This window comes from Streptomyces fulvoviolaceus (assembly GCF_000718165.1).
GTDB classification, from domain to species: Bacteria; Actinomycetota; Actinomycetes; order Streptomycetales; family Streptomycetaceae; genus Streptomyces; species Streptomyces fulvoviolaceus.
This window is the reverse complement of record NZ_JOEY01000095.1, coordinates 1-20282: the sequence shown is the minus strand read 5'-3', so window position 1 is coordinate 20282 and position 20282 is coordinate 1. Positions and strand designations below refer to the sequence as shown.

At 68.9% G+C, this 20282-nt stretch carries 22 protein-coding genes and 2 pseudogenes; 11 read left to right on the top strand and 13 right to left on the bottom strand.

What is annotated here, in order from left to right; genetic code table 11:
• The 3 genes from IG08_RS0150970 to IG08_RS0150960 form a co-directional block, all read right to left on the bottom strand.
• A partial coding sequence (locus tag IG08_RS0150970; RefSeq protein WP_043457440.1) for an aminoglycoside phosphotransferase family protein occupies positions 1–835 on the bottom strand: 835 nt, incomplete at its 3' end.
• Between the two features lie 773 nt (positions 836–1608).
• Positions 1609–2571 (bottom strand): hypothetical protein, encoded by a 963-nt coding sequence (locus IG08_RS0150965; RefSeq protein ID WP_030621116.1) that lies wholly within the window; start codon positions 2569–2571, stop codon positions 1609–1611.
• On the bottom strand, positions 2568–3188 hold the full coding sequence (locus IG08_RS0150960; RefSeq protein WP_234343205.1) for an RNA polymerase sigma factor: 621 nt from the start codon (positions 3186–3188) through the stop codon (positions 2568–2570). The genes IG08_RS0150965 and IG08_RS0150960 overlap by 4 nt, the downstream gene beginning before the upstream one ends.
• Before the next feature lie 430 nt (positions 3189–3618).
• Here IG08_RS0150960 and IG08_RS62905 point away from each other — a divergent pair, with 430 nt between their 5' ends.
• Positions 3619–4512, top strand: coding sequence for a transposase family protein (locus IG08_RS62905; protein ID WP_338060199.1), 894 nt, complete (start codon positions 3619–3621; stop codon positions 4510–4512).
• Here the strand turns inward: IG08_RS62905 and IG08_RS0150955 are convergent.
• Positions 4454–5563: an NAD(P)/FAD-dependent oxidoreductase gene (locus tag IG08_RS0150955; protein WP_030621112.1), complete on the bottom strand. Its 1110-nt coding sequence runs from the start codon at positions 5561–5563 to the stop codon at positions 4454–4456. The genes IG08_RS62905 and IG08_RS0150955 overlap by 59 nt on opposite strands.
• Positions 5564–5617: 54 nt before the next feature.
• On the opposite strand from IG08_RS0150955, the gene IG08_RS0150950 reads away from it, so the two are divergent.
• Positions 5618–5872: a hypothetical protein gene (locus IG08_RS0150950; RefSeq protein ID WP_030621110.1), complete on the top strand. Its 255-nt coding sequence runs from the start codon at positions 5618–5620 to the stop codon at positions 5870–5872.
• A 595-nt stretch (positions 5873–6467) separates the two neighbouring features.
• On the opposite strand, the gene IG08_RS0150945 is transcribed toward IG08_RS0150950, so the two are convergent.
• Complete coding sequence (locus IG08_RS0150945) at positions 6468–8009, bottom strand: M48 family metalloprotease (protein ID WP_030621108.1); 1542 nt, start codon at positions 8007–8009, stop codon at positions 6468–6470.
• Positions 8006–8812: a hypothetical protein gene (locus tag IG08_RS0150940; protein ID WP_030621104.1), complete on the bottom strand. Its 807-nt coding sequence runs from the start codon at positions 8810–8812 to the stop codon at positions 8006–8008. The genes IG08_RS0150945 and IG08_RS0150940 overlap by 4 nt, the downstream gene beginning before the upstream one ends.
• Before the next feature lie 1001 nt (positions 8813–9813).
• Here IG08_RS0150940 and IG08_RS60475 point away from each other — a divergent pair.
• Together IG08_RS60475 and IG08_RS58420 are read left to right on the top strand one after the other, a co-directional pair.
• The gene (locus IG08_RS60475) at positions 9814–10122 is read left to right on the top strand and encodes a hypothetical protein (RefSeq protein WP_158812399.1); all 309 of its coding nucleotides are present in this window, start codon (positions 9814–9816) and stop codon (positions 10120–10122) included.
• 244 nt (positions 10123–10366) lie between these two features.
• The gene (locus IG08_RS58420; protein ID WP_078656107.1) at positions 10367–10993 is read left to right on the top strand and encodes a restriction endonuclease; all 627 of its coding nucleotides are present in this window, start codon (positions 10367–10369) and stop codon (positions 10991–10993) included.
• A 42-nt stretch (positions 10994–11035) separates the two neighbouring features.
• On the opposite strand, the gene IG08_RS0150925 is transcribed toward IG08_RS58420, so the two are convergent.
• Genes IG08_RS0150925 through IG08_RS0150915 form a run of 3 tightly spaced genes read right to left on the bottom strand, consistent with a single transcriptional unit; the run spans position 11036 to position 12674 of the window.
• Positions 11036–11890: a helix-turn-helix domain-containing protein gene (locus IG08_RS0150925; RefSeq protein WP_030621093.1), complete on the bottom strand. Its 855-nt coding sequence runs from the start codon at positions 11888–11890 to the stop codon at positions 11036–11038.
• Positions 11891–11914: 24 nt separating this feature from the next.
• The gene (locus IG08_RS0150920; protein ID WP_030621090.1) at positions 11915–12442 is read right to left on the bottom strand and encodes a DUF6879 family protein; all 528 of its coding nucleotides are present in this window, start codon (positions 12440–12442) and stop codon (positions 11915–11917) included.
• Positions 12414–12674 (bottom strand): hypothetical protein, encoded by a 261-nt coding sequence (locus tag IG08_RS0150915; RefSeq protein WP_030621086.1) that lies wholly within the window; start codon positions 12672–12674, stop codon positions 12414–12416. The genes IG08_RS0150920 and IG08_RS0150915 overlap by 29 nt, the downstream gene beginning before the upstream one ends.
• A gap of 225 nt (positions 12675–12899) precedes the next feature.
• Between IG08_RS0150915 and IG08_RS0150910 the strand changes: the two genes are divergently transcribed.
• Complete coding sequence (locus tag IG08_RS0150910; protein WP_030621081.1) at positions 12900–13112, top strand: hypothetical protein; 213 nt, start codon at positions 12900–12902, stop codon at positions 13110–13112.
• Positions 13113–13583: 471 nt separating this feature from the next.
• Positions 13584–13964, top strand: a complete 381-nt coding sequence (locus IG08_RS0150905; RefSeq protein WP_030621076.1) for a RidA family protein — start codon at positions 13584–13586, stop codon at positions 13962–13964.
• On the opposite strand, the gene IG08_RS60470 is transcribed toward IG08_RS0150905, so the two are convergent.
• Both IG08_RS60470 and IG08_RS0150890 read right to left on the bottom strand, forming a co-directional pair.
• Positions 13954–14352, bottom strand: a complete 399-nt coding sequence (locus IG08_RS60470; RefSeq protein ID WP_158812398.1) for a hypothetical protein — start codon at positions 14350–14352, stop codon at positions 13954–13956. The two genes, IG08_RS0150905 and IG08_RS60470, sit on opposite strands and share 11 nt — an antisense overlap.
• Positions 14353–14640: 288 nt before the next feature.
• Positions 14641–14979: pseudogene (locus IG08_RS0150890) on the bottom strand (replication-relaxation family protein); the annotation flags it as partial.
• Here IG08_RS0150890 and IG08_RS63315 point away from each other — a divergent pair.
• From IG08_RS63315 to IG08_RS0150870, 5 genes and pseudogenes are all read left to right on the top strand, one after another.
• A pseudogene (locus IG08_RS63315) lies at positions 14888–15175 on the top strand (ATP-binding protein); the annotation flags it as partial. The pseudogenes IG08_RS0150890 and IG08_RS63315 overlap by 92 nt on opposite strands.
• Before the next feature lie 215 nt (positions 15176–15390).
• Positions 15391–15762 (top strand): hypothetical protein, encoded by a 372-nt coding sequence (locus IG08_RS62125; RefSeq protein WP_234343204.1) that lies wholly within the window; start codon positions 15391–15393, stop codon positions 15760–15762.
• A complete protein-coding gene (locus IG08_RS0150880; protein WP_030621067.1) occupies positions 15759–16124 on the top strand; it encodes a hypothetical protein in 366 nt (121 codons plus the stop codon). Before IG08_RS62125 ends, IG08_RS0150880 begins: the two co-directional genes overlap by 4 nt.
• A gap of 387 nt (positions 16125–16511) precedes the next feature.
• Positions 16512–16640, top strand: coding sequence for a hypothetical protein (locus IG08_RS62685; protein WP_267965068.1), 129 nt, complete (start codon positions 16512–16514; stop codon positions 16638–16640).
• Between the two features lie 272 nt (positions 16641–16912).
• Positions 16913–17572 (top strand): restriction endonuclease, encoded by a 660-nt coding sequence (locus IG08_RS0150870; RefSeq protein WP_030621065.1) that lies wholly within the window; start codon positions 16913–16915, stop codon positions 17570–17572.
• A gap of 617 nt (positions 17573–18189) precedes the next feature.
• Here IG08_RS0150870 and IG08_RS0150860 read toward each other — a convergent pair.
• Both IG08_RS0150860 and IG08_RS0150855 read right to left on the bottom strand, forming a co-directional pair.
• Entirely contained in the window at positions 18190–19317 is a 1128-nt protein-coding gene (locus IG08_RS0150860; RefSeq protein ID WP_030621062.1) for a caspase family protein, read from the bottom strand.
• Positions 19314–19676 carry an effector-associated constant component EACC1 gene (locus tag IG08_RS0150855; RefSeq protein ID WP_043457436.1) on the bottom strand — a complete coding sequence of 121 codons (363 nt, stop codon included), beginning with the start codon at positions 19674–19676 and terminating at the stop codon, positions 19314–19316. The genes IG08_RS0150860 and IG08_RS0150855 overlap by 4 nt, the downstream gene beginning before the upstream one ends.
• Positions 19677–20282 lie beyond the last annotated feature (606 nt).

Here is a 20282-nt window from a genome sequence, read left to right as displayed (position 1 = left end):
TTTTGACGTAGTACCAGACCAACCCCATCGCTTGAACGAAAGCCCACGCCTTGCCTCGCTCCCATTCAAGGTCGTCGCTACCCAGGTGATCACGGAGCAGCTGCCGCGGCCCAGACTCGAGCAGGTGCCACGCACTCACAAGATCCAGTGAAGGGTCAGCCGGTCCGAAGCCGCCGACGTCGAGAATCCCCGCAAGCCGACCGGCGGACACGAGCACGTTGCCAGGAATCAGATCGCAATGGGCCATGGCGTCCTCAGCTGCACCTCGCGGCAGATCACGCAAAGTTGCCCAGATACGGCGCAGCCGAGGGACATCCAGGAGGTGCTCACTGTGTCTGAAACAGGTCTCCATCCACGCGTCATGGGACTGCAGGTCGCCTCCTCGACCTGTGCCGACGAACGTGCGGCCATGCGTGTCGATCGCGCGCAGTTCGCCGATCAGATCGGCCAAGTCACGGGCAAACGCAGACGATTCGCCTGGGTCCTCGTCGGCGGCCACGACGCCGGGCAGCCACGTCTGCACCGACCACGGAAGCGGGTAACCTACCCCGGGTTCACCAAGCGCGACCGGCTCGGGCGTGGGGAAACGCGTGCGACCTGCCAGCTCGCGAGCCGCTTCCGCTTCGGACTCCAGCCAGCGCCGCGTCGACTCGACGTCTGCGGACTCCAGAGGGAATCGGGCTGTGAGCCGATCGCCAATACGGAAGACGGCGTTGACCGTGCCCTGCGCAGCGATGCTCCTGACTGGCAGGCTTCGCCACTCAGGAAACTGCTGCTCTACCAACATGCGCACCGTCTCAGGTGACACCGTCAGCTGATGGGCGTGCATCTTCATGATGGAAGCATTCGCGTCACGATCTTCAACTGCAACCCGTTTTTTGTCGCGCAACCTTCCCTGCTGGAAGTCCGTCACGTGGTGCGGTGCCCCTCAATGCCATAGCGGGTCATGCCATGGCGGTCACCGAGATCAGACAGACGGCCCCCGCAGCGGTACGACTCATGAAGAACTGTTGTCGGATCTCAGGATCTGGCTCTTGTTGTGTGGAGTGTGACGCTGCGTTTATGAAGTCGTGGACGGCGTACGGCTGTTGGCTTCGGCAAGCGTGTACACGGGCGCATCTCGTGGCGGCGAGTGCAACCGATGCTCCGCATCTGCGCGGTCCGTGACCGAGGCGGCGCGCCGACCTGCTCGAGCTGTGGCCCTTCGGGTCTCATGCCGGGATTGCCCCGCCGGCCTCAGGGTGCTGGTTGTCGGTGTCCTCGGCCGGGTAGTTGTGGGGCTCTTTGAACGCGCTGATCTGTTCTACGGAGCCTTGAACGGCTGGAATGGATGGCGTCTGGTGGTCATCCGCCTCCGTGGTGGCCGGTCCTGGCGTTGTGCCCCGGCCGGCTTTGCCGTGGCGCCGTTGTGGGGTTTGGGGCGGTCGGTGTCGCCTCGGTGAGTGCGGACTTTCTCGGCGAGTGTCTGGTTCGTCGGCCGCGTCCTCGGCGTGGCGGCCGTGCATGCAGCCGCCGTCGGGAGCAGGAACAATTGGCCGAGGGTGCCTGGGGGCGCTGTATGCCCTCAGGCACCCTCGGTCGTTCGAGGACCTCTCTGCCGGTCCGGTGTCAGCCGATCTTGTCAGTGAAGCCCACTGACAGGTACGTCTGATGGGTGGCCTTGCCCTTGCTGGCTCCTGCCGTCCACGTGAAGGTGTACTCCAGAATGGAGCTCGTCTTCGGGTCGACGATGACCCGGCCGATGCTCTTGGCCTCCGCGAACTCCAGGGCGGTCCCGCTGCGCCCGGTGCTGTCCTTGACGGTCCCGACGAGTGTGACGCCCTTCAGCCCCGCCATCGCCTTGAACAGCCCTGCCCGCAGTTTCGGGCTCGCCGGGGACCCGCCGAGCAGGGTGAGCGCCTGGTCGAAGGGGGAGATGCTCTTGGGCCTCGGCGGGGTCTGGAGCAGCTGGAGCAGTTTCGCCGGGTCCGTGGTCAGCTGGTTAAGGGCCTTCCAGTCGAGGTCCTTCGGCCCGAGCTGCCAGTCGGGTTGGCGCCCCTTTTTGTAGGCCTTGCCGTCGTTGACGACGTAGAAGTCCATGGACTTGGAGAGGTAGGAGTCGCCGACCGTCAGATGCGTCTTCCAGTACTTCCCCGAGGAGAGCGACTGGGTGGCGGCCACCGTGGAGATGTCGTTGAGGAAGACGGACGCGGTGTCCGCGCGCGTCTCGCTCCGGGTGCCCGTGGGTGTCTCACCGGTGTTCGTGTACGTCGCCACGCCGGCCGCGACCGCGGCGGCGGTGAACAGGCCGACGAGGGCCCGGCGGCGCCCGGACATGCCCCGCAGCGGGGCGGTCGCCACAGCGCCCTTCTTGCGCCCGGCGGCGTGCCCGGCCTCCTGCGCGGCCACCGCCGCCTCGATCCCGGCCAGTGCCCTGGCCAGCGCCTGTGCCGACGGCGGCTCGACCCGCCCTGCGGCCATCAGGTCATCGGCGCCGGGGAAGTCCAGCAACACCGCCCGCTCGCTCATGCCGGTCTCCTCCACGTCCTGCGTACTCATGCCGGTCCGCTCCACGTCGTCGTACGTATTCATGCCATGTCTCCCGTCACGCTCAGGTGCCGTCCGGCCGGGCCGGTTGGTGCGAGCCGGTCGCGCAGCCGGCCCCGTGCCCGGTGCAGCCGCGAGCGGGCGGTGCCCGCCGGGATGCCCACGGCGGCGGCCGCCTCGGCGGGGGTGAGCTGCTCCCAGCTGACGAGCAGGAGCACCTCCCGTTCCTCGACGGGCAGTTCGGCCAGCGCCCGGCGCAGCGCGGGGGCCAGCGCGGCCGCGTCGAGCCGCTGGTCCACCGCCTGCCAGGGATCGGTGATCTCCACTCCCGGTACGGCCTCCTGCCGCCCCGCCCGCCGCAGGTGCTGGGCCAGAACGTTGCGGGCCACCCCGAACAGCCAGCCCCGCGCCGAGCCGCGCGAGGGGTCGAACGTGCGCCGCGCGGCGAACGCCTGCAACCACGCCTCGGCCAGCAGATCGTCCGCCGCGCCGGGCATGCGCCGGGCGAAGTAGCCGTGCAGGGCGGGCGAGTACGCCTGAACCAGCGGGGTGAACGCCGCCGCGTCTCCCGCCGCCGACCGTGTCAGCTGGGCGTCGCTGCCGCCGTCACGGCTGGGGGCGCCGTCGCTGCGCTCCTCGTGTTGCCGGGTATCCGGTTTCACGGAATCTCCGTCTCCGACCGCCGGACGACGGTCTCACCCTGTACTTGTCATCACGTCGCGGATCCGTTCGCACCCCCCCGCCGGAGTGGCTCCCCGTCAAAGTGGTCTCGTCTTTTGTCGGCGCGGATCGAACACGTGCATCATTGCTCGGCCGTTGTCAATGGAGCCGGCGAATGACGGAGGGCGCGGCTTGCCGCCGACGGCGATGCCCCGTGCAGGCGCGCTCTGAACCCGCGGTCTGAACCCGCACTCTGGGCGCGACACTCCGCCACGTGGTGCCGGCAGACGGCATCCCGATAGCGGCGGCCCGCCTTCGATGAGGCCAACTCACGTTTGACGGCGGGAATGCCCTGCTCATGGGGGAGCTGTTCGTGCTGAAGGACGTACTGTTCCCGAACTCCGTGGGGATGGTGCCGGCCGGTTGACCGAGGTGGGCGAGGTGGTTGTGGCCGAAGCCCACAGCGCCGTACCTGAGTTGAGGTGCCCGGACTGTGCAACCGCCTCACATCGGGTGCACAGCCGGTACCGGCGGCGGCTGGCCGAGTGCCCCGTCGGTGGGCGCCGCGTGGTGGTGAAGTCGGAGGTCCGGCGGTTCTTCCGCGACGGATCCGATTGCGGGCGACGCACGTTCGTCGAGCAGGTCGAGGGCCTGACCACGCGTTGTGCCTGTGCCGGGCCCGGCGTGAAGACGCTGTGGCGGTCTGTCGCGCTCGCGGCGGGAGGTCGGCCGGGTATGCGGCTGTGCCGCTCGCTCACTCCGCAGTGCCGACGACGAGGTGCCCAAGATGCGGACAAGTGCGATCTCCGTGCGGGCATGCCGGGTAGGGCTGTGGCTTCCAGGCTGAGATGTGGGTTCTCGGCCTCCATGCCATACGGCGCAGCCGTGACCTGCCGTTCTGGACGGTGTCTCACGCCGTGTCCGCCATGGGTTGTCTCAACCTCGTGGCATTTCCCTCTCGGGCACGGACGCGCCGCGACGTGTCTTGGCGAAAGGCCAGTCAAGAGGATCAAGTCTCGGAAACCGGCTCGTCGTGCCATGGCTGCGTACCGGTCTCGGGCGGGAGGGTGCGGCCCGGGGGTGTGGTGGTCACCGGATCCCGTGGGCGCGGCAGGCGGGGCAGGCGGGGCGTCCGTACGGCGGATGGGGGGGCTGCGCAGGACTGGCAGGGGCTCGCGGGACGCGGCGGTGCGGCTTTACGAGCCTGGTCCGGGCGCACGGAGACGCACCCGTCTGGTCGCGGTGGTGGTGGCGCTTGCCCGGGCTGTCACGGGAGGAACCGCTCCGGGCGGAAGTCCGCAAGCATCTCGTCTCTCTTCCCGCTGAGGATCTCCGAAGCAAGCAGCCGGCCGATGACCGGTCCGAGCGTGATGCCGCTGTGGGAAACGGCCTCGTAGTAGCCCGGCACGGACGGCACCGCTCCCACCGAGGGGAATCCGTCGGCTGGGATGGGCCGGTCGGCTACCCGTGTCTGTGCGATGCGGGAGCCGCCGAGCTCGGGAACGACGTGCTGCGCCGATTCGTGGAGCAGCCGTGCGAGTTGCGCCGGCTCTTCGCCGGTGTCGATGAGCGCGTCGATCTCGCGGCTGTGGAGGACCACCGAAGCGTCTCCGTCAGGACGGATCTCGATGTGAGGCGCGTGCATGGCCCGGTGGACCGGGACCTGAGCACAGCCGATCCGGGTGACGAGGCCGGGTTCCCGGCGCATCGGCAGGTGCCGTGCGATGAGCCCGGCGACGTGGGAGGCGCTGGAGCCTGCCGCGTTCACGACGATGTCGACATCGAGACGGCTCCCATCGGACAGAGCGAGGGTCCGGATGCTCCCGTCGGCACCGGTGCCGATGTCACGGACCGCGGTGGCGGACCGGAGCTCGGCGCCGGATGCAACGGCCTGGCCGACCAGGCGGCCGACGAGATGACGTCCGTGCACCCAGGCTTCGTCGGGGTAGAACACGACGGGAACCTCGCCGGGCACCGTGAGAGCAGGTTCGAGGCGGCGACGCACCTCGGCCCCCGTGTACACCTCGACCCGGTAGTCCCAGCCGGCCAGCAGTCCGGCCGTTTCCAGGAGCTTCGCCTGCGCTGCGGGATCGTCTGTCCAGCGCAGGTGGCCGCTGGGATACCACCATGAGTCCGGCCCGATGGTCCTGGCAAGCTCACGGTGCGCCGCCATGCCCGCGACGTTCAGGTCGAAGTAGGACCTGCGCGCGGTCTTGTTGCTGGCGTTGACCCACGAGAAAGACCAGTTGGTGACGCCTTCGCCCGGCTGGCCTGCGTCGATGAAGACCACCTGGGCGCCGTGCCGGGACAGGTTCCAGCCCACGCTGGCTCCGAGAATGCCCACTCCGATGACAGCAACACGCTCAGACCGTTTCACGGACCCGATCCTCACGAACGCCCCCTTCCCAGATCACGGGCGAACTACAGACGCGTGCAGTTCACCGAGCAGGTTGTGCGGTTCCGTGACTACATGCCGGCCGCAGATCGGGAGAAGTTCCTGCGCCTCGTCGACAGGATCGCAGCTGAGCCTGAAGGCGCCGACAGCTACCTTGCCTACACGAACGACGCTGTGACGCGCGAGGCCTGGGAAGATCACGTCATGGTCCATTACGTCGTGACGAGCTTCTTCGTGGTTGTCGTCGAGGCTGACATCTACGACGCGTCGCGCGGCTTCAACGAGGTGTAGCCGGACACGAGAGGGCCCGATTACCGGCCGGGGCTTTCCTCGAGGCGGGGGGTCGCTCAGGTGGGCTGCATTCGGCACGGGCAGGGGGGAGGGCCTGCGGGTGTGAGGGCCTGCGGGTGTGAGGGCGATGGGGAAGGACTTTCAAGGGCCTGCCTGCTGTGCTGTCTGACGTTGTGTCAGTGGTGTGGTGGTGGGGTGTGGGTGTCGCGGCCGCCGCCGGGTGTGTCAGGTGGGCACCGGGCCGGCGCAGGCCTGGCGCGTGGGGGACGAGGGCGTAGTAGGCGGGTCCGGTGGTGAGGTGGTCGTGGATGACGGGGCCATCTGAGGCCAGGCGCGACGGTCTGGTGCTCCGGCTGTTGAAGGGTCAAGACGCGCGTAGCTCCCGGTAAGGGTGAGACAGGCCCTGTCCAGTCAGGCCGGCTTCGGGTCCGCCGCGAGGAACGAGAAATCCAGGCGCGGCTCCTCCGTGCTGGCCCTGCCCTCTTGGCGCTGCTCGCCGTCGGTGGGGTAGCAGCCGGTGGTGCTGGTCGTGGGTTTACACAACTGGCGCCCTGGTCACACGGGAAAACATCTGCTTGCTCTTGACGAGTCCGTCCTACCCTCGGCCCTCTTCCACCGTCCCGTGTGTCTCTTCCGCCTGGTCGTCGAAGAAGCCGGCTACCCAGGGTGCCGAATCGGACCGTTCCCGAAGAATTCCGATGGCTTGCATCGTGGCGTACCGGGTCATGTTGACCATGTAGTCGTCGAGCTTGTCTTGTTCGTATACCTCGTGGAAGCGCTCTGCCAGCCGCGGGAAGTAGTGCTCGTAGATGGGCTCCAGGGTGATCAGGGCAACTCGGCAGAGTGCCTGGAAGTCCGGATCGTCCTCGTCGCTGAGACCTTTGTAGAGGTCAATGGCGATGTGTGGAAAGCCGTCCACGAGGAACCACGCACCGAGCAGAACGTCTGCTCTGTCCTCCGACGCGATAAGCCTGGCGGTCGTCTCGGCCCAGTGATGTTCTTTGGCTGCGGTGGAGGCCCGGCAGAGATGTGCCAGCACGCGTGGAGCGGCACGCTGGTTGATCCCTCCCAGCCGCTCGGCTTCCAACAGCAGACCAGGAAGAAGCGAGTCGGGGAGATGCCTGGTCGCAAGGTCCACCGCCGTGAAGACGAACAGGAACCACGGTGGCGGTGTGGCATCCGGCAGTGAACGGCCGAAGCTGACCGTGCGCTCGGCCGCTGGCGGATGCTCCCCGGCTGGCCTTGAGTCAAAGGCTTCACCAAGGGCAGCGGAGACGGTCTTCTCCCACATCTCGTTCAGCCCGTGAAAGAGGAAGCCAGCAAGGGCTGCCCGCGCCTCACTCTGGTCGTCGTGGCGGGAGAAGCTGTTTACGAGGATCCGGTGGGCCAGTTCGTCGGCCGCGAGTTCCTCCTCGGGTGTCATGGGGCTGTCTGTATCGAGATGACCCAGCCGAACGTGCGCCGCCTCGTGCGCGATGACGTAGAGCTCCGCGCCGGTCATGAGGTAGGTGAACGTGTCCTGGTAAGGAAGTGCGCTGCGGTAAGGGAGAGCCGCATAAGGATCGCCGTGCAGGAAGTAGGCGCGCAGAACGTCCGCGGTGCGGAACCGCACATGCGGGTCCTCGCCGGCCCTGCGGAGCTGCTCAAACTGGGCCAGCGGCAGGTAGAAACCGCCGGGTTCGATCGGCTGAAGCAGGACCACCAGACGGCAGAACAGGTTCGCTAGCGAAAACAGGCCTTCAGGGATGATGATCGCGAACTCGTCCTTGACTCGCTCGGTGTAGGCGTCGAGTCCTCCGCCAGGGACCACTCCGAAGCATATGTTCGACAGGTCCCAGGAAGGGTCGAGGCTTGCACACGCGGTCTTCAGCTCGTCGACGCGCGCGGTCAGGATGTTCTGGGAGGAGGAGATGCGGGCGATGTCTGGTCGATCCGGCAGATCATCCTCGCGCGCGAACATCTTCTGGGCCTCTTCCCGAGCGCGATCTTCCGAGTAGGCCGTGTTCGTTGCGAGATACCGCAGGAAGTAGTCGAGTTCGCTTTTGTGCGGTGGTGCGGCGTGCGGGACTGGCATCCCGAGCTGCTGGTAGGCGCGGCGTTGCAGATTCTCCAGGTGGGCCTGGGCGTCGCCCGTCACGAGTCGAACTCCGTCAGCTCGTTGGCGGCCGCCAGCTGTACGCGGTCCTCCTCGCCGGGCAGATGGACGCCGGTCGCCGCTGCCCTTGGCGCCGATTCGGGCAGGTGCAGCCTGGCCAACGTGCGGTCGGCGGATGGCGCGACTTCAAGGCAGCTGAAGCCGAACGGGGCCGGGGCCGTTCCGGTGATCCTGAGCCGGGTCTCGCTCCGTGCCAGCCGGGACGGCTCCGCACTCCCTGCGATCGCCGCCGCTAGCTGCGCAGTCAATTCCGAGCCGCGATCGCTGTCTGTGCTGAGATGCAGCTCGCGGGCGCTAACCGTCGCATCGACGATGTACAGTGCGGCCCTCGGATCCAGCGGCGCGGGGAGCACCAACGGATGTGCTTCAAGCCATGAGGCGATCCCCAGCACACTTGCCAGCGAGCGGCTCGTCCGGCCGAGCGAGATCTGGATGGCCGTTCGCCGGTAGGCCCGGGCAGTCACAGACGCCTCAAGGTCCGGTAGTGGGATGCCGAGCAGTGCCGAGATGAACGGCGCAACGACGCCAAGCGTCAAGCCCCACTCGTGCCGAGCCGAGCGCTGGTACTCAACATGCGGAATCTTGACGGTCTCTACGCGTGGCCCGGGCCCTCCGAACAGCTCCCGTGCGTTCCCCAGATATCTGACGGCGCGGTCGTGCCGATCGACGGTGAACAGTGCCAGCGGACGCCAACGCGCGTCTGGCAGCCGCAATGGAACCACCTGGTAGGTATCGCGGATGAAGTCAAGCAAAGGGTCTGTCTTGCACAAAGAGCTGAACGCCATCGATGCTCCCCCGCTGGGTCCAGTCAGTGTGTCTCCAGCTTGAGCCGCTACGCAACGAATCACCATATGTTCAGCGGATTTCGATATCGGTGTCCTAGTAGCTGATACAGAGGAGTCCTTCGTGGGGCATCGGGGCGATGGTGTGTATGCGCACTGGCCCAGGACACCTTCACCGTCTCCGGCGTCTGCCCGCCCCTGCACCACTTTCGTTTCGACGCCAGCATCCCCACAGTCCTGCGCATCCTCAGCCATCTCGCCGCCCCGGCCGGCGGCCGCGCACCCATCGTGCCGATGCCATCACCAATTACGTTGCCAACGCAGTCACCCGCGGCTACCGCCGCCACCCCGGCGTCGAAATCCCCGTCCCCGAGCCCCGCTTCGCCGATCGCATCCGCTTCATCCTGTCCGCGACCCCGCCCTGGACCCGTCGTGTCCCGCGCACCTTCGACACCGGCCTGCCCAGTCGCAGACGCACCTCCCGCGCCGGCAGCGCACCGCCGGCGACGCTGCGGTAGGGGCGGACGGCGGCAGGGGGCGTTCCTGCCGGGGCCTTGCCGAGTCGGGGGATGCCGGGTGGGCTGCTGGGCTGCGTCCGGATAAGGCCGGGTGCTCGGGGTGGTGGGGGAGAGGGCCATCACGGGGACCCTGACGTGCCGGCTGGGTGTGCGAGAACTCATGGACATCACCGGACGTGCCACCTGACGTTCTGTCAGTGGTGTGGTGGTGGGGTGTGGGTGTCGCGGCCGCCGCCGGGTGTGTCAGGTGTGCGGGGGAGTGTGCGGCGGCCGGTGAGGATGAGGTCGAAGACGGTGTCGGGTGGGCAGAGGTCGTCCCGGTGGCGGGGCTGGGGTGATCCAGTGGGTGCCGGGTGGGGTGGTGTGTTCGAGGGCGGGGACGCCGAGGTGCACCCCGGGTCCCAGGAGCGGGGTGTCGTGGGCGCCGGGCCAGCGCAGGCCTGGCGCGTGGGGGACGAGGGCGTAGTAGGCGGGTCCGGTGGTGAGGTGGTCGTGGATGACGGGGCCGTCGAGTGCGTCCCGCACCGTTTCGGCGACCTGCTCGGGGGTGCTGCCGGCGGCGGCGTGGATGAGGGCGGCGATGGCCGCGTTGATCCGGGTGGCGCGCAGGTCGAGGTGGGCGAGGAGCTGTTCGGCCAGGTCGAGTTCGTCGTCGGCCTGGCGGGGGGCGAGGAAGGCGATGGCGAGGGCGCGCCGGGCCTGGTTGTGCGCGGCCTCGCCGGATTTCGCGTGCTGTTCGGCTTCGAGGCGGCCGGCCCGGGTAGGCGACGGCCGCGCGGGCGGGTTCTCCCTTGACCCACCACAGATCCCCCAGGACGCGCTGATGGCGGCCTTCCCAGCCCAGGGACTGCGCGGTGGCGAAGGTGGTGGGGAAGTCCCCCGCCAGCAGGGCGGCCCGTGGCCAGTCCACGCCGAGCGGCCGGGGCCAGGCGGCGGCCGTCGCGGGCCGTGTACACGAGCGGGCGCATCGCTGCGTTTTCACCGGCTCACCGCCGGCCGCCCGGATAGCATCCCCACCTCGCACACCTCGGGGGGATCCATGGGCGCGCCCGCACGCCGCACCACACAATCAGCCACGCCGGCCGGAGCCGTCGGCTGCCTCTACGCGGCCGGCGCCGGCGTCCTCATCCCGGCCATGCTGCTCATGTGGGCCGACGGGAACGGCGCAGGCGCCCTCATCCTGCTCGTTCTCCTCGCCGCCAGCAGCATCGCCCTCGGCAGGCGCCGGGCCCGGCAAGCCGCTGAACTGCGGCACGTGCGCATGCTGCAGTCCACCGAAGTGGCGCGCTACCACGCCATGAACCCGCGCGAGTTCGAGCATGCCGTCGCGTTCCTGTGCGAACGCGACGGCTGTCAGGGAGCCCAGGTCGTGGGAGGCGCCGGCGACCTCGGCGCCGACGTCGTCGCCACCGCTCCCGACGGCCGGCGCCTCGTCATCCAGTGCAAGCGGTACGGGCCCACCACGAAGGTCGGCAGCCCGGACCTGCAGCGCTTCGGGGGCACCTGCTACAGCGTCCACGGCGCCCAGGTCGCCGTGGTCGTCACCACCTCGGTGTTCACCAAGCCGGCGGCCCAGTACGCCGTCAACAGCGGGATCCGGCTCTTCGACGAGGCCGCCCTAGCCGCTTGGGCCACGCGCACCGGGCCCGCTCCCTGGCTGCTGTAGTCACGGGAGGCTGCCACGCCGCAGGACCCCTGCCGGTCCGGGTCAGTGCAGTGCTTCGATGGCTTTGAGGATGAGGGTGCGTGCGTTCGCTCCGTACACGGCCATGCTCCGCAATTCCTCGAACGCCTTGAGGTAGAGGGCGATCTCGGCAGGCTGAGTGATCCTCACGCGGGCCGATACGAGTTCCACCGACACGAGGTGGTCGTCGTAGACGTGGAATGTTTCCCGCGGCCACTGGGTCCGCTCGCGCGCAGCCGTCGGGATGATGCCGAGGGACACCGTCGGCTGCGCCCCGGCGGTGAGCAGGTAGCCGAGTTGGGCTGCCATGGCGTCCGAATCCGCGATCTGGCAGTACAGAACGGCCTCTTCGAGGAGGAGCACGAAACGCCGCCCTGGTTCGTGGATGACGCGTGAGCGCTCCACTCGGACACGGGCCGCTTCGGCGCTGTCGTCGAGAGGGAGTTCCCGGAAGCGGGCGGCCGTGCGCAGGACGCCGGCGGCGTAGCCCTCGGTCTGCAGGAGTCCCGGCACGAGGGTGGAGGAGTACACGCGGAAGAGCCCGGTGTCGCGGAAGAACTGCGCCGAGCTGTTTTGCAGCTGCTTCAGACCGCCTCGGACCTGGTGGCGCCATTCCCGGTACATCGTCTCGGCGTTCACCGACTGGACGATCAGATCCTGAGCCTGATGCGCGGCGTCGACAGCAGCGCACCACCGGCGGATGTCGGTCGCCGTGGGGCCGGTGAGAGCGTTCTCGATGCGGGACGTCTTGGAGTGGTGCCAGCCGCACCGGTCGGCCAGCCCGGTGATCGTCAGCCCGGCCATCTTGCGGAGGTCACGCAGCCGTCCGGCGACGGCCTCTCGCGCGGCCTGGGCAGACGAGGATGGAGAGACGGGCATGAGCTGGCCTACCGGTGCTTTCTGTCAGCGGATCTCGTACTGGTCGTGCGCAATGGCGCGCGCCCATACGGCTTCGAAGGCGTCGGTGCACAGCTTGGCGGCCGCCGGATCTTCCGAGACCTCCTGCCCGGCCGAGGCGCCCTCGCCGGTGAAGTGGTTCCACCGGATCAGCTGGTCGTCGATCAGCCAGAAGTCGTTGCCGGGCAGCGCGATGTCCGAGGCGCGGCGGCGCGGCAGCCACCGCACCTGTTCGCCCGCGGCGACGTTGGTGAAGGTGCCGTCGTACAGGAAGCGGGTGTACGCGCTGACCGGTTCGGACACGATGCGGGCCCGGCGCACGACGACGCCGCGGCCCACCGTCTCCTGGATCAGGTCGAGCCACGGCCGCCACCAGGACGCGCGGTTGGCCGGGTCGTGGCGGAATCCTGCCCGCCAGTCGGCGAACGGCCCCTTCTCGTAGTCGACGGCGTACGAGTCGCGCATCTCCAGATGCACAGCCGAGTGTGTGCAGCCGGCGAGCAGCTCACTGAACGGCGGCACGCTCGACGGCATCGCATGCCTCCCTGATCATGTGCACCATCCTGGCGGGGACCCTGACGACTGCCTCGTGGTCCGGGATCCCCTTGGCGTGGCCCGGAACCTCGAACGCCGCGCATTCCGCTTCGAGTTCGGGGTTCGGCTTCCAGCCCTGGAAGACGAGTTCCTGCTTGTCCTGGTCGACCCACACGGTGGGACTCTCGTCGTCACCGGTGTTGGGGTCGATCCCGATGAACAGTAGCGGCATGATCAGCTCCCTCGATGAGGTGTGCAGTTTTCTGCATTACCGTCGTCTCCGAGGGCGCACCGGTCAAGGGTGCGAAGCGGCCAACATCCCTTGCTGAACCGCTTCTTGCACAGATCTGCACATCGCTGGCTGTGCTGCACATCGCGCTCTTAGCGTCAGCAGACACGACGAAACCCGGCGGCCGCTGTGAACGGCCCCGGGCGTGACCGACTGGTGGGAGTCGACATGGCCGAGCCCGCGCAGAGCGCGGACAGCGCGAGCATTCCCGTCGGCTACGGCTGGTGCGCCTGGCACCAGAACTACGCCCGAGGCGTCCGGCTGATCCGGGTCTTCGAGCAGGGCTCCGGCTCAGGCGGCAGCCTGTTCGCCTGCCCGGGCTGCCGCGACGTGTACGACCTGGTTCCACTCGCCGACCAGCCGTGCACCCCGACTTCGTGAACGCAGCCGAGATGCACTCACGACGTGCGCGCGCTGCACCCACCGGGACTACTGCCCGGACGCCCGCGCCCTGCACAGCCTCGCGTCGGCCCACCTGGTCCCCGCCCGTCCTCGTACCCCGTGAGCTCCCGGGGGCGGGCGGACCGTACAGGGCCCGGCCGGCTGCCCCTCACCGACCGGTGTCCCCGCCGGTTATAGGGCTGTATCACCATCTCCGCCCCTGTTCTTCTGGGCTCATGACCAACGTCAACCGAGGGCTGGTTTGGTACGTGGGAGCCGACACCACTTGTCGTTCAGAGCGGGGAACGCCCAGTTTCGCCAGAGGACGATGTATCCGAGTTCGGGCAGCACCCGGGGGCTTGCGGTGAGAGCCTGGGAACGCTCTGCGGGACAAGGAATCGGTGATGCCACCGAAGCCCAAGGTCGATCTGTACGCGGCGAGCAGGAACCTCCGAGACAGGAGCCCGTTCGATGCCCCGAAAAGTCATCTCCACCCCCGAGGCGCCCGAGTACCCCAGCTACAGCCAGGCGGTCAAGGTCGGCAACACGGTCTACGTTGCTGGAACAGTCGGAGTCGACGTGGCGACCGGTGAACTCGCAGGATCCACGGTCCAGGAGCAGACCCGCCAGTCGTTGCTCAACTGCCAGGCGATCCTGCGCGCCGGTGGCGCCGAGCTGAGCGACGCCGTCATGGTCCACACCTTGCTCATGCGACCCGAAGACGCCGACGGCATCATCGAGGTCTTCGACGAGTTCTTCCCCGATGTGCGGCCGCCGCGCTGTGTGAGCAAGCTGGGTGTCGACCGGCCAGGGATCCTGGTGTCGATTGCCATGGTGGCCGTCACAGACTGAGCTTGTTGCCCGTCTTGACGTACTCGCGCGACGGCTCCGACGGCTTGCTTGGACTCCGCCGCCTGCCTCGGCCGCTCCTCCCCGTCGCCGTCCGCCTCCTGGTCGTCTTCCTGGGCGGACGGTGGCCGAAGCGGTCCGGGTCGGTGCAGAAGTAGTCCACCGCACTGGGCTCGCGGGGGTTTTCGGCCCAGGTCGCCACATGGCCGCGGCAGGCGGCGTGCGCTTCGACGGTCAGCGGCTCGCCGTCCGGCCCGTCAAGCTCGGCGAGCAACTCGGCGGTCGGCGGAAGCGTGTCACCGTCCTCGGCCAGCCGCACTCCGGCGGCCGTCAGCTGCGGGCGGACCGTGACGCGGGCCTGCTGCTCCTCGCGGTCGACGCGCTCTGACACTGACCTGGAACTCGAAGCGACCGGCGCGGTGAGCTTCCAGCAGCCGGTCTGCAGCGGCGGGGTTGTAGCCGAACTCGCCCAGTACACCGAGCACTTCGAGTCGTACGTACCGGCTTCGGCGAGCGCCGAAAGGCTCCGCTCGCCGACCGTCTTGGCGGTCCTGAGCGCACGGGAGACCTCGGTACGGGACCGGCCGGTGAGCTGGGCGACCCTGAAGCCCTCACCGCTCCTGCGCCTCGTCGACTTCGGCGCAAGGTCAGGCGCCCGACCAAGACGCGAGCAGAGCCATCACAAGTCGGTCCAGGGACGGGGCTCGCCCCCAGCCAGAGGCGCCCACACCGAGCCGGTGGGACCGTGCTCCTCGATGTCTTCCAGGACGGCGGCCCCCAGGTGAACCTCACGGGCGAGGGCGGCGACGAGCGGGTGCTGAGCGACCATCGCCTGCAGATCGCTGATTCTGTCTCCCAGCTTGGCCCGAGAGGCGCCGGTGAGCACGAAGAGCACGCGAGGGAAGACCGGATACCACCAGAGCCAGATGGGGCCGGTGGTGGTCGGCCTGCGTCGGCCGACGGGCTGTGCTTCGTACTGGTGCAGCCGGGCGTACTCGATCAGTGATGACCTGGCCCTGATCGTGTCGGAACTCGCCACCAATGCCGTGCGGCACGCACCGGGCGAGCGCGTCACCGTAGCCCTGCTGCTCACCGCCAGTGACGTGTGGGCGGTCGTCGTCGATCAGGGCCCGCGTCGCCCCGTCGAGGTCCGCCGGGCGGACGACGAGGACGAGCACGGCCGCGGGCTGGTCCTCGTCGGGGCCCTGGCAGGCCGGTACGAGGCGAAACCCGCAGGCACCGGCACCGCCGTGTGGGCCTGCCTGAAGCTTCCGCCCCCGCGCATGCTCGCGGGCGGCACGCCGTCCGTCCACGCGCCCACGCAGGACGACACCGTCTTCCCCCACCACCCCGAGGACTGGCCCGATGTACCCCGTAGCCATGTGACGAGACGGCGTCGCCCGCTCCCGGCCTCCGGCCGTCGCCGTCCATGGCCGCCCGCAGGACCTGGCCTGTCACGGACGGACTCCCGCAGGAGATCTATACGTGTGTGGCCGGTGCCTATGAGGAGTGGGGTGCCGCGGAGCATCAGGCCGACCTTCTCGCCGAGCTCGCCGCCGACTTCATCGCGGACGTCCTTCAGTTCGCGCCGAGCCCGTACGTCACCGTGACCGCGATGTGCGAGGGCACCCGCGCCACGATCAGTGTGCTGTCGGCGCACGCTCCCGCACCACCCGAAGCCGTCTTACTGCCGCACCGAGAGGTGACCGTGGAGTCGTCATGGGGCCAGAGCCAGCTCGCCGCGGGCCTGTGCCGCTACGCCACCGTCAATCTCCTCGTCCTGCGGCGGAGGTCCCGGTGACGGCCGCCGGCCGGTGGCACGAGACCCGCCACTACGCGACGGGCGACCCCGCCACGCCCGACCGCGCCGCTTTCAACGTGGGCGTGACTTTGGGGACTTGGGAGGTGCCCGCGCCCGTCGTAGAGGTCCTGGTGACGTGGGCGCGAGACCTCGTCGCCGAGGTGATCGAGACGTACGACGGCAGCCGGGTCATCGTCACGGCCGTGGTCGACGGCGACCGGGCCACGGTCCACGCCGTTTCCACCGAGTGCCGGCAGGACCATCCGGGCGACCTCTTCGACCCGAGCACCGCCGCGGTACTGCGCGAGGTGGCCGCCCGCTGGGGAGCCGCCAGCCCGCACCGCTGCCCGTGCCGGCCCTGACCCTGCCGGGCGACGACTGGAAGGGCCTGCGTCCCTTCCTCACGCCCCCCTAGACCCGCCGGTCCGCGCCTCCCCCGACGAGGACCGCGCGGTGTGCCCCGTCCGGCATCCACACGCCGGGCGGGGTACTGCTCCCATCCAGCTGCCCGCACGTGCCGCTCAGCGCGGTCAGCCTCCCCGGCGGGGCCCGAGACGATCACGGTTCCCCCTCAAGCCCTCGCCGCCCCCGACTCCCGGCCGCCGCCGCACACCAAAGGGACAACGGCCGGGCACCACAGCACCACCGACCGAAGGGAGAGCGCTCATGACGATCACTCCGGAGGCACCCGCACCACCCGCGCCCGTGACGTTCCTGGAACTGTCCTCGACGAAGCCACCGAACTCGGCGTGGAAACAGTGCAGTTCATCGGCGGCGAGCCGACCATGCACCCCCAGTTCGCCGCAATGGCCGAGTACGCGCTGACCGCCGGGCTCGGCGTGCAGGTGTACGGGTGTGAAAGACCCCGTTGGCCATGAAATTGACGGTAGGAGCGAAGGCGGGCCTGCGGTAGAGGGCATCAGCGCCTGCTTGCGCATGCGCCGTACGAGTCAGACGCGTGCGGTTGCCCAGCACCCGGGCGCCAGCGCCGGCTACGCGGTGCCGACTGCGACTCGGGGCGGGTGGTTAACCGGGTGGCGGATGTGCGCGTTTGCCGGCCCGGGCGGCTTCCCGCTCGGCTGAGTGAGTGTCAGTGGCCCTTGCTATAAACCGAGTTGAGGTCCTGGCAGCCTGCGGCTTCTTGGGGGGTGTGGTGTACGCGGACGGAACGCTGAAGCCTGCGGTGAAGGCCATGGGTGCGGTCATCGTGGGGATCACGCTCGCCCGGTTGCTGTGGCAGTGGGTGGCGGGCACGGCATGGCCGTGGATCGGGGAGCATCGGTGGTGGACCGGGTTCGCCTGCCTGGGACTGGTGTTGCTGGCCGTGACGCTGATCGACCGCGTCGGCTCCCGGACCGCATACGACGAGAGCGTCCGCGAAGGCGATGCTGAGCCGGGCGTTTGGACCTACCGCATGCGCGAGCTTGCCGCGATGACCCCGACCGGGTTCGAGGAGGCCTGCGCCGAGTTACTGGCCCGTGATGGCTTCCTCCACGTCCGCCGGGTGGGCGGTGCCGGGGACCTCGGGGCCGATGTGGTGGCCTGGGACGCCCAGGGCCGCAAGCTGGTCCTGCAGTGCAAGCAGTACGCGCGCCCCGTGGGTTCCAGGCAAGTGCAGACCTTCAACGGAACGGCGCGCCCGGAACACGGTGCGTATCACCCCATCATGGTCGGATTCAGCGGGTTCACCCGGCCTGCGATCGAGTTCGCCGCCCGGCACGGCATCGTCCTGGTAGGTAGGCCGGAGCTGAAGCGCTGGGCTCACGGCACCCCGCTCTACGACATCATCGAAGCAGAAGCCCTCGAGTGATACGCAGACAAGGGCTGGTGCACACGTCGCGGGCCAGCGGAGTCTTGCGCCCGGGCCGTGGGCGGGTGGGGGAGACGGGGTTCTGCTTGGGCGGGCGTGAGCGTTCTTTGCCGGGTGCTTCCTGAGTGGGAGGCCCCTGCGGGCGACTGGGGGCCGGGTGTCCCGGTAGTTGCTGTCTGGCTCTGTCACCACGCTGGCGCGGCGGCCGTGTTGGTGATGTCACTGAATGTCACGGCATGTATCGGCCATTTCAGGTGCATCTGCTGTCCAGTTGGCCGTATGGCTGCGACACTCTGTGACGGCGGCAGGTGGTTCGCTGTCAAAGTCCTTACTTTTCGGGGGTGTTGGGCGTGGCGGGGCGTTCGGGTCAGTACTACCGGGCTGGGCATTGGGTGAACCGGTCCGCGGGTGGTGCGAAGGGTAAGCCGGGCAAGAAGTCCACGGGCGTGGTGGTGGTCGGGCTGCTGCTGGTCGGGGCGTGGCTGGGGCTGTTTTCTCAGGACTCGGATGCGCAGGGCACTACGGACCGGCCGTCGTCGCCTGCGTCCTCGGCTTCCGTGGGCCGGTAGCCGCCCGCCACCATGCGGCCGTCTCGACGGCAGGGCCGCTGTCGTGGTTCACGGTCGGCGTTTTGTGCGGCCCAGTCGTGCCCGCCAACCGCGGACCGCAGGCGACGAACCGGCGGCTGGCGGGGTGGGGCGCGGTGGCTGTTCGGTGGTGCGCAGCTGCTGCCAGGCGGTTTTCCACTCCTCGATCTGCGCGCCTGTCAGTCCGCAGGCCGCGAGGTAGATTTCCGGGGTCTTCCATGTCCGGGGCAGGGTCGTGCGGTTGAGCAGGGTGCTGATGGTGGCGGGTGCGATGGGCGGCTGGGTGCGCTGGCTGAGGGCGGTGATGGTGTGGCCGCTGACGGCTCTGACCTCGGCGAGGGCCTCCAGGAACGCGCGGGGGGTGTGGCACTGGCCGGGGTCGGGCCAGGCGGCGCCCGCCGGGTCGGCGGGAGTGCCGGCCGGAGCTGGTCGGTAGGCGTGGTTGTGGGCGAGGATGAGCCGTCCGGCGGTGTTCCGGACACGTTTTTGCGGCTGGGGCAGTCCTTGCGCTGTAAGCGTCGTGCGCAGCTCCCGGTAGACCAGGTCCAGATCCAGGTCGCGGGCCTGACCGGGCACACCATGGCGCAGAATGCGCAGCAGCTCACCCGTGAACGCGGTATGCGCAGCGCCCGGCGGAGCGAGAGCCAGCCCGTTGTCGGGCGCCGCCGCCAGCAGGTAGCTGCCCTCGATCCCGGCCTGGTCGGCCAGCACATCGCCACTGCTCATCGTCCCTAGCGCCCGCCCGCTCATGCAGCAGTCGAGGACGATGACGAACCGCTGCGCTAAGGAGTCTGTCAGGATTTCGCGCAGCGACTGGTAGGTCACGCCGGTGTGGCTGCGTCCGGCGACGGCGCCGGGCAGGCCGAAGAACAGCTCGCCACGACCGTCCAGCAGCCCGTGCCCGGCGAAGTACACCAGCAGGGTGTCCTCGGCCGAATCCGCGGCCTGCTGCACCGCGTCGAGCATGGCAGGCGCCGTGTCCGGCTCGGCAACCACGGTGCAGTGTGAGGCAGGCAGATCCCACGAGGCGGGGCTGGTCAGGAGGGCCGCGAGAGCGGGCAGGTTGTTCGCCACCGCCGGCAGCGACTCGAGCTGGAGGTAGCTGCTGACCCCCACCAGCACGGCCCGCGACCGGGCCGGATCGGGCAGCGCGCTCACGACGCAGACCGAGGCGCGTCGTCGGCCTGCTCCAGCGCGGCCACGATCCGCCGCACCTCATCCTCCGTCCCCTCGGCCAGGCTGACCTCGATGTCGCCGCGCCGGATCACGACCCGCGGCGGCCGGGGACGGGTCTGCCGCCATGCAAGGACGGACAGGACGAACGACGCCGCGCTCCAGCCGTTGCCCGTCACCAACTGCAGGACGTCGATCAGCTGCCCCATGGAACCCGGCGCAGGTGCCGTACCGCCCAGCGAGACTGCCGCCCCGCGAGTGGCGGGCTCCCGCCGCAACCATCCCTGCAGGGAGCGCAGTTCACCCTCCTGCCGCTCTCCCGCAACCCGTATCTGGACCCGCACCAGTCGTCCCTTCCCGAACGCAACCCGTCTGCCGGAGACGGTCTCGTTGCATCCTGCCCCTGCCAGCAGGCCCGGGCACCTGCACAATCGGACAGTTCACCGCTCGGTGGCTGCCGGACGACCTAGGAATCGGCCTGTCCGACCTTCCGGACCTGGCCGATGCGATCGTGGGCTTTCACCCCGACTCTCAGCAGGCGGCCAAGATCCGCCGCTGAACAGCTCGTAGACACGGGAGACGGCCATGGAGTGGAAGGCTGAGCAGCCCGGACCGTCTCACGAAGACGTCACGGAAACGGTCCCGGCCAACGGCCACAAGCTTGAGCCGGTGGATCTGGATACCGACAGCACCCTCGTCAGGCAGGTTCCCTTCGCCGCCCGGTCTCAGTCTGGGCTGCGGTTGCTGAGTGAGCGTTGCGGCAATGCGTCTTGTTGCAGGCGCAGCGCCCGGGTGTGGGAGCTCTGTGTCCGGCGATGTATCGCGGGTCAAGAGGAGGCTCCGCCGGGCGATTACAGCGCGGGAAGGGGGTCGGGTTGGTTGTCGGTGCCGAGGAGGAGTACGTGGTGCCCGACGGCCTCGGCGACGCCGTCCATGACCTTTTCGATGTT